10 protein-coding genes are annotated in these 7,757 nt (G+C 43.4%); 5 read left to right on the top strand and 5 right to left on the bottom strand.

Annotated features, from left to right (window positions below; genetic code table 11):
* Window positions 1-60: 60 nt before the first annotated feature.
* The 5 genes from aroG to CW749_RS27725 all read right to left on the bottom strand — a co-directional run bounded on the left by aroG (window position 61) and on the right by CW749_RS27725 (window position 4,041).
* Window positions 61-1,113, bottom strand: coding sequence for a 3-deoxy-7-phosphoheptulonate synthase AroG (gene aroG / locus CW749_RS27745; RefSeq protein WP_101115709.1), 1,053 nt, complete (start codon window positions 1,111-1,113; stop codon window positions 61-63).
* A 300-nt stretch (window positions 1,114-1,413) separates the two neighbouring features.
* Entirely contained in the window at window positions 1,414-2,436 is a 1,023-nt protein-coding gene (locus CW749_RS27740) for a GGDEF domain-containing protein (RefSeq protein ID WP_101115708.1), read from the bottom strand.
* Between the two features lie 216 nt (window positions 2,437-2,652).
* Window positions 2,653-3,048 (bottom strand): DUF3224 domain-containing protein, encoded by a 396-nt coding sequence (locus CW749_RS27735; RefSeq protein ID WP_101115707.1) that lies wholly within the window; start codon window positions 3,046-3,048, stop codon window positions 2,653-2,655.
* A gap of 137 nt (window positions 3,049-3,185) precedes the next feature.
* On the bottom strand, window positions 3,186-3,629 hold the full coding sequence (locus CW749_RS27730) for a hypothetical protein (RefSeq protein ID WP_101115706.1): 444 nt from the start codon (window positions 3,627-3,629) through the stop codon (window positions 3,186-3,188).
* A 7-nt stretch (window positions 3,630-3,636) separates the two neighbouring features.
* Complete coding sequence (locus CW749_RS27725; RefSeq protein WP_101115705.1) at window positions 3,637-4,041, bottom strand: DUF1801 domain-containing protein; 405 nt, start codon at window positions 4,039-4,041, stop codon at window positions 3,637-3,639.
* Between the two features lie 180 nt (window positions 4,042-4,221).
* Here CW749_RS27725 and CW749_RS27720 point away from each other — a divergent pair, with 180 nt between their 5' ends.
* From CW749_RS27720 to CW749_RS27700, 5 genes are all read left to right on the top strand, one after another.
* On the top strand, window positions 4,222-4,521 hold the full coding sequence (locus CW749_RS27720) for a hypothetical protein (RefSeq protein ID WP_101115704.1): 300 nt from the start codon (window positions 4,222-4,224) through the stop codon (window positions 4,519-4,521).
* The gene (locus CW749_RS27715; RefSeq protein WP_101115703.1) at window positions 4,518-4,829 is read left to right on the top strand and encodes a hypothetical protein; all 312 of its coding nucleotides are present in this window, start codon (window positions 4,518-4,520) and stop codon (window positions 4,827-4,829) included. Before CW749_RS27720 ends, CW749_RS27715 begins: the two co-directional genes overlap by 4 nt.
* Before the next feature lie 244 nt (window positions 4,830-5,073).
* Window positions 5,074-5,502 carry an MAPEG family protein gene (locus CW749_RS27710; RefSeq protein WP_101115702.1) on the top strand — a complete coding sequence of 143 codons (429 nt, stop codon included), beginning with the start codon at window positions 5,074-5,076 and terminating at the stop codon, window positions 5,500-5,502.
* A 56-nt stretch (window positions 5,503-5,558) separates the two neighbouring features.
* The gene (locus CW749_RS27705) at window positions 5,559-6,851 is read left to right on the top strand and encodes an alpha/beta fold hydrolase (RefSeq protein ID WP_101115701.1); all 1,293 of its coding nucleotides are present in this window, start codon (window positions 5,559-5,561) and stop codon (window positions 6,849-6,851) included.
* A gap of 43 nt (window positions 6,852-6,894) precedes the next feature.
* Window positions 6,895-7,575, top strand: coding sequence for a GNAT family N-acetyltransferase (locus CW749_RS27700; RefSeq protein WP_101115700.1), 681 nt, complete (start codon window positions 6,895-6,897; stop codon window positions 7,573-7,575).
* Window positions 7,576-7,757 lie beyond the last annotated feature (182 nt).

Below are 7,757 nucleotides of genomic sequence, written 5' to 3'. Positions count from 1 at the left end.
AACTTTATGGGGTCACTTCAAATTGCTGGCTTTTGTATGGATATATATATAGAATTGCAATTATGCGTTGCGACGCGCTTCTACTGCGTCAGCGAGTTGGCGTAACACTTTTTCTGTGTCTTCCCAGCCAATGCATGCATCCGTAATCGACTGACCGTAAGTTGAAGCTTTACCATCCACTAGGTCTTGGCGACCTTCAACAAGGTGCGACTCAATCATGACACCAAACACTGCCTGTTCACCACCAGCAACTTGAGCGCAAACATCGTCGGCTACGTTCATTTGGCGCTGGTATTGTTTCGAACTGTTCGCGTGGCTGAAATCAATCATCACTTTTTGAGGTAAGCCAGAAGCTGCTAACTCATCTTTAATTTTTGCAACGTGTTCTGCACTGTAGTTTGGCTCTTTACCGCCTCGCAGAATGATGTGGCAATCAGGGTTACCCGCTGTTTCCACAATGGCTGAATGACCGTACTTAGTCACCGATAAAAAGTGGTGTGATGCGCTTGCGCTTCGAATGGCGTCTGATGCAATCTTAATGTTGCCGTCTGTGCCATTTTTAAACCCAACCGGGCAAGAAAGACCAGAAGACAGCTCACGGTGAACCTGAGATTCGGTTGTACGAGCACCAATCGCGCCCCAACTGATTAAATCCGCCACGTATTGCGGCGTGATCATGTCCAAGAATTCACTCGCTGTAGGCATGCCCATATCCGTTAAATCCAACAAAAGCTTACGTCCAATACGCAATCCATCATTCAATTTGAACGTGTCGTCAAGGTATGGGTCATTGATTAACCCTTTCCATCCAACCGTAGTACGTGGCTTTTCGAAATAAACACGCATGACAATTTCAAGGTTGCCTTTCAGCTCATCACGCAGTGTTTTTAAGCGTTTGCCATATTCCAGCGCCGCTTCCGTATCATGAATTGAGCACGGACCAATGATGACTAAAAGTCTGTCGTCTTTATCTTCTAAAATGTTGTGAATCGCTGTACGCGCTTCAAAAGTGGTTGAAGATGCAACTTCTGTGGTCGGATATTTCTCTAACACTGCTACGGGCGGAAGCAATTCTTTGACTTTATTAATACGAACGTCGTCGGTTTGGTACATACTACATCTTCCTGTCTTTTTATTATTTATACTGTGGAACGGCACAGCACACTTTGTTACAAAAACCTCAATAGTGTTAACTTATCTGCTAAAAATACGAACTTCAACGATTAATTTCTCTCAAGCCATATTTTTTATTACTTTCCCTTTTTGCTCAGCTATTCGACATTGATTGTGATGATGTGATCACATGCAGTCATTACGTAACGTATAAAAAAACACTCGCATTACGGCGAGTGTTTAGAAAAACGATATTTATCTGTTTAAGTTTAAGTTTAAGTTTAAGTTTGGAAGCAATCCCTACTTGGGTATAGGCATCACTCGGTTTCGCCCCAGTCGCTTCGCTTCGTACAGCTGAGTATCTGCGCGTTCTATCAAGCAATCTGGTGACTCACCTTCTTGGAATTCAGCCACACCAAATGAAGAAGTAATGCTATCAACTTGCTGACCACTACGTTTGTCTTTTACGCTAATTTTCTCAAAGCTGGATCTTACTGATTCCGCAAAGCGTATTGCCAACCTTAGCTTCTTATCTGGAACGATAAATGCGAACTCTTCACCACCGTAACGATAAGCTGTAACGCCTTCTCGGCACGCCCCTCTTAAGCGTTTGGCGATAGAGCGTATAACCGCATCGCCAAAGACATGCCCATACTGGTCATTAAAAGATTTGAAATGGTCTATGTCGAGTATGATCAAACTGAACGCGCTATTGTTACGACAAAAAGTAGAAAGATCTTTATCAAACGCTCTGCGATTCAATAAGTTGGTCAAACCGTCATAAAGCGCATCTTTTTGGAATTCGGCAAGCTGAGATTTTAGCTCACCAATTTCTTTGCTTGCGACGTTGAGCTGGCTATTCAAAAACTGCGTAGTTGAACGAATGTCTTTTGATTCAGTGATCAGGTTGCGCACCAATCCCATGACTTCTTCAAATGACAAACCCTCATCTTCCACTCTTGAAAGGTTGTCAAAGCTTCTGTCCATCTGCTTTTGGAAGGTACTAGTGTTTTCCAAGGTGTCATTCATGGAGTGTGACACTTCGGTGATGAGTTTTTCTAAACTTGTGCGAAGTTGTTGCACATCGGTTTCTTGCTTACTGGCAACGTAGTTTCTGTATAACGCTTCCCCAGTCGCTGGCGGGCAAAGCCCACAGTCCGACACCACTTGATCCAGCTCTTTGTTGAGTTCAGGCAAGGAATTATCAACATACGTATACCACAAGGCATAGTTAGTCGGTGTAGTAGGAACTTGATTTTTGATCATCAAAGGAACGGCTTTTTTCAGGTTCTCAGATGCTTTTTGAATGTCTTTTTTACTCATGCGTTATCACTACTGTCGTGCGCCTTTGTCGTCGGAACAAGTATAGATCATTCTAGGCGCTATTCATTGAACGTCCAATAGCTAACATCAAACCATTTTGGCAATAAACTCAAGAAAAAGAAGTCAAAAGCGTGTCTCCAAGCACTGCGAAAAAGCCAGTATGAAGAAAAAGGCAGGGGGAATGACTAGCGATAGCGAACTCTATGGATAATGGGGTTAATTAAATTTTAGAGTAAATTGATACAAGGCTTTTCCAGATTCTTCCGCGTGAAAATGCCCGTTACCTTCTACCCCTTTAAGCTCACCGGTACCGGAATCGCGTACAACAACCATCTGGCTACTAGCGACGCCTTTTTCAAACTTCCCATTGTGCTGAACAACCATACAGCCCGCTTTACCATCTATGGTGCCAGTTATGATTTCATAACCTACAAACACTGCATGATCAGCGGTTTGATGACACATGAGATACTGAATCTCACCAGCACCTTCAATACCACCTCGATAATTTTGGGTTACGGTTGCGAGCGATTGCTTGAATCCACCTTCACGTTGTACATAGGTGCTTTCGTCCCATGCTGTAATATGGAATTCACCGGAAAAAGATTTCATATGACACTCCTTGTCACTTGGGTATTTCCAATCCAATTTATCCTTGCCTCTTTTCGCTGGCGAGTGCATCTATAAGAAATATCTAAAAAAGAAGCCAATTCTTAAAAATAGGACAGCTCACCGTTTTTCTATCCGAATTAATTAAGCTTCGACCACGTTTGATAAAGACCTACAGCGTGCGTTAACCCAACCACCGTGCAGATAAGCGAACTCACCCACATAAAGGTTTGTTGTTCACGTAGCTCAATAAAATACGGGTGATGCACCATGTTAATCGCAACAATGCCAAAAATGCCTCGGGCTAAATAAACCGTTGTAATACCAGCCAACACCCATTTCGTTAAGGGTAATGGGATGATAAATCCAGCTGCCGACAACGCATACACTCCCCATATGGCTAATATCGTTGCGATACCAGCCGTCACAATGTGCGGATACCATCGACCTTGTTCTGCCATTTGAGCCATGCCCTCTCCAGCACCAAAAAATCGATACCATTCTGGCCCACCGAGTACAATACAACCATGCAAAAAAGCAGCAAAGAAGCTCATAATAGCCGCAGCCATTAAAACATTATTCATGGGGCTATCAGGCTCCTAACAAAGGTTTGTTTTTGAGTTTATGGTAATTTAGTGCAAGGTATAAGCAATGCTTCAGTGGGTATTCTGCGAGTGGCTTATCTATGTGAAATTCAATGGCGCGATTGCCCTGATAAGTCATTTCATCACCATATAGCTCTCTAAATGTTTCAACCAGTTTGGTTTGGCAATGAAAGTAAACACAATAAAGCTCTGGTTCGCTCTGTTTCCAACCTAGCCTTATAGTACTGCCATGTCGTGATAAATAACTTGGCTCTCCCCATTTCAGGGTTTCTTCTATCTCCCCTAAGTTTTCCTCTGCTGCCACCTCGTACAACAAAACTCTTACCTGCATAAGTCGCTCTCGAATGGCTTCGGGGTAATGTTCAAAAACTTTACTCACATCCTGATTCATTACGTTCTCCTGCGTCCGGCATCATATTCACAAACTTTACCTTAAGCTAACCTAAAGTGGGCTGCTCTTATCTCCTTACAAACGCTTACACTGTTTAATATTTCAGCGTGTTAGCATGCGCGCCATCAATGACTAAGATATGTGATATTTATCGCATTGTGATGAAGTTTTAGGTTATTTATGTCATCAACATTTTCGAATTACACTTCTGAAAGCGGCGCGCTTAATACAGAAAGCCATCTGCAACGCTCAGAGTTGATTCAGCAAGATCTCACCGTAGGTTATACCAGCGTAAGTGAAATGCAGGCGATAATGGGCATAGCGCAAACCATCATTCATCACAAAGAAGATCTGGTCTCGCACGTTTATGATTATTGCTCGCACAAGCTGGCATTTTCATTTTCTAAAGGTGTTCTAGTGCTCAAGGAACGCGGCACAAAAAGGAACAACACATTTCATTTTGAGGATATTACGTCATGAAAAAGTTCTTTTCCGTTCTACTTGTCGCTTCTGCAATGTCTGGTTGTGTATCAACTAACCCAGAAGACTCTATTATTCCAACAATGAACAGCATCGCAGGTATTCCATTTGCGGAAGAAAATAAATGTGAAACCGCGCTGGATGAAATGTACATGCACGTTTATAACGACAGCCCTGCAATGGTATTCAGTGTTGGACAGCGTTTCGGCTTCACTAACGATCAAATCAATGATGCGATCAAAGTAGCAAACAACAATGAAGACAGAGAAGTCTACATGCACACCATGTCAGAAAAACTCTGCAAATAACTCCCCTCATTCATTTCTCTCTTAGCCGCTCTTGTAGCGGCTTTTTTTGTACTATTCTTCGAAAGATCACCCCACCCTAGTGAACGGCATTGATTATTTATTCGTAGTATTGAAAGGACACCAATTTAAATTGCGCGCAATCTATTTACTTTTTAGTCGCGCGCAATTAATATGCTGACAAAATAAACATTGCGCACAATCTAAATTCAAAATACCGCCTAAATTCAAAATATCGAGGATTTTTATGTTTGCTGAACTTTTTTCCCAGTACTCTTTCACACTATGGGGCTTGTGGTTGATTCTATTCACTGTATTAGTTCAAGCCATTGTTGCTTCTGTTGCTCATCGCAAACAATCACACTATGTCCCTGGAATTGTAGACAGCCAACTGAGCCACGAATCCTTTGTATTTAGGAGCCATCGCACCCATCAAAACTCGCTCGATAACATCGCTGTATTTGTTCTCCCTGCTATCTTGGGAATATTCGCTGGTATGTCTTCAACAACACTGGCGGTTTTCGTTTGGATTTACGCCATCGCACGCCTAATTCACATGGTGCTGTACTACGTAATTGCAACAGAACGTAACCCTAGCCCACGCAGTTATTTCTATATGATTGGTTTTATTGCAAATTTAGGATTGTTCATCGCTCTTGGATTGAACGGCTTCTAACAAGCTCGTATAAATTTTGCTACTCTCTGCTTGCTTTCATATGGAAGGAGAAGAAAGTGCGATCAGAATTTATTGAAGGACAAGTCCGTTTTCGTCCTCACACCTTTGAGTTGCCGTTGGACTACCAACAGCCCAATGGCGACACTATTTCCGTTTTTGCCAGAGAACTGGTCGACATCAATAAAGACAGCGAATCGCTGCCGTGGTTGGTGTATTTTCAAGGTGGTCCTGGGTTTGCCTCACCAAGGGTGGATGGCAGTTCAGGTTGGGTGAAGCGTGCACTTCAGCAATTTCGTGTTTTACTGCTAGACCAACGCGGCACTGGCAATAGCAGCGTCATTACGTTTCAAACCTTAGAGGGTCAAAGTCCAGATCAGCAAGCACAATATCTAAGCCATTTCAGAGCAGACAACATCGTTCGTGATGCCGAAGCGATTCGTGAGAAATTTGGTGTTAAGCGCTGGAGTATTATTGGACAAAGTTTTGGCGGCTTCTGCTCTCTGACCTATCTGTCTATGTTTCCAGAAAAACTAGAACGTTCTTTAATAACTGGTGGCGTTCCTTCACTAGTTCGTCACGCCGACGATGTTTATCGAGCAACATACAAACGTGTGACAGATAAAAACAATGCGTTCTTTGCGCAGTTTCCAGCAGCGCAGGCTCAATGCCAGAAAATCGCAGACTTCATTCTAAACAATGATGTGACCTTGCCAAATGGTCAGACATTCTCGGTAGAACAATTCCAGTTAATTGGCGCCAATCTTGGCCGAAGCGGTGCTAACACGCCAATGTATTACTTACTGGAAAATGCTTTTGTCACGGTAAATGGCGAAGAAACACTGAGCTTTGGCTTTTTGAATGCCATGCTTCAAGAACAGGTTTTCCACACTAACCCGATTTACGCTTTGTTGCATGAATCTATCTACAACCAAAATGAAGCCTCTTCTTGGTCGGCACATCGTGTGAGAGATGAATATCCTGAATTCCACTACAACACGGGCAAACCGTTCCTGTTTACCGGTGAGATGGTGTATCCGTGGATGTTCGACCAATTCCAAGGTTTACAGCCACTCAAACAAGCCGCAGATTTATTGGCAGAGAAAACAAGCTGGGGCAGCCTGTACGATGTGGAAAAACTGGCGAGTAATTCTGTGCCAGTCGCGTGCGCTGTGTACGCAGACGACATGTACGTCGAAATGGATTATAGCCGAGAGACTCTGGCAGGCATTCCAAACAGCAAAGCGTGGATCACCAACGAATACGAGCACAACGGTATCGGCGTTGATGGAGAACGCATTCTCGATAAGCTGATTGAAATGACCGACGCAATCGCCAACTTGCCAAAATAGCCGCGGAGCAATTTAGGCGTATTCCCAAAGGATAACCACAGCAATGACACGCTTAGAACAACAGTGGCTGGACATCGATTTCTCTGGTGAAAAGGTGTGGTCTACTGAAAAACATGACATTTATCGTCAGCAAAAATCCAGTGCAGACATCGTTGTATTTACCTTGCCTTGTGGCAAAAAGAAAATCAGTGCGTCGGAAGCCATGCTCAATAAATTGGGGTTAGCTGGTGACACTAAAAAACCTCAATTTGACCTAGAGGAAGCATTGGCTGACATCAAGCTTCACGATGAAGACGCTATTTTTGTTTCGCACCCCAAAATGGTTTCACACGAACCTGACGATGTATGTTGTCGCCTTCTCACGCAGGACGATACCAATGTGTTCAACAACTTTACCCAAAACATCAGTGAAGAAGACTTAGATAACGCTTATGTCGAGCTGGATCATTGGGAAGTGTATGGCGCGTTTGTGGATGGAGAACTTGTCTCTGCCAGCAGTGTATACCCTTGGCAAGAAACCACATTTTTGGATTTGGGTGTTGTTACCACGCCAAAATACCGTGGCAAAGGCATAGGGAAAGCACTGGTTTCATTCATTGCTAAAAAGGTGAAACCAAGAGGCTACAGTGTTCAATATCGGAGCCAACTAGACAACCACGCTTCTTTGAAGTTAGCTAACTCCCTTGATTTGGTGTTGTTGGGCTATTGGTCTCCGCTCGAGTAATCAAAACACACAAGTTCGTTGATGCTTCCCTTGTTTACACTGCTTCACGATGTTCAAAAAAGCGTTTTGTGTTTCCTAAAATCACGCAGCGTAACGACTCAAATTATCGGCTCTGCCACCACAAACATAGCACCACAAACGAAAAAACCTCCCGGCTGGGAGGTTTCAGACTGCTGACAAAG

Source organism: Vibrio sp. vnigr-6D03 (assembly GCF_002835515.1).
Lineage (GTDB): Bacteria > Pseudomonadota > Gammaproteobacteria > Enterobacterales > Vibrionaceae > Vibrio > Vibrio penaeicida.
Note: the sequence above shows the minus strand (reverse complement) of the source record. Positions and strands in the feature narration are given on the sequence as shown.

Bases quoted from the DNA above. Each gene is read 5' to 3' on its own strand.
- aroG (WP_101115709.1), bottom strand. From the start codon at position 1,113: ATGTACCAAACCGACGACGTTCGTATTAATAAAGTCAAAGAATTGCTT.
- CW749_RS27740 (WP_101115708.1), bottom strand. From the start codon at position 2,436: ATGAGTAAAAAAGACATTCAAAAAGCATCTGAGAACCTGAAAAAAGCC.
- CW749_RS27735 (WP_101115707.1), bottom strand. From the start codon at position 3,048: ATGAAATCTTTTTCCGGTGAATTCCATATTACAGCATGGGACGAAAGC.
- CW749_RS27730 (WP_101115706.1), bottom strand. From the start codon at position 3,629: ATGAATAATGTTTTAATGGCTGCGGCTATTATGAGCTTCTTTGCTGCT.
- CW749_RS27725 (WP_101115705.1), bottom strand. From the start codon at position 4,041: ATGAATCAGGATGTGAGTAAAGTTTTTGAACATTACCCCGAAGCCATT.
- CW749_RS27720 (WP_101115704.1), top strand. From the start codon at position 4,222: ATGTCATCAACATTTTCGAATTACACTTCTGAAAGCGGCGCGCTTAAT.
- CW749_RS27715 (WP_101115703.1), top strand. From the start codon at position 4,518: ATGAAAAAGTTCTTTTCCGTTCTACTTGTCGCTTCTGCAATGTCTGGT.
- CW749_RS27710 (WP_101115702.1), top strand. From the start codon at position 5,074: ATGTTTGCTGAACTTTTTTCCCAGTACTCTTTCACACTATGGGGCTTG.
- CW749_RS27700 (WP_101115700.1), top strand. From the start codon at position 6,895: ATGACACGCTTAGAACAACAGTGGCTGGACATCGATTTCTCTGGTGAA.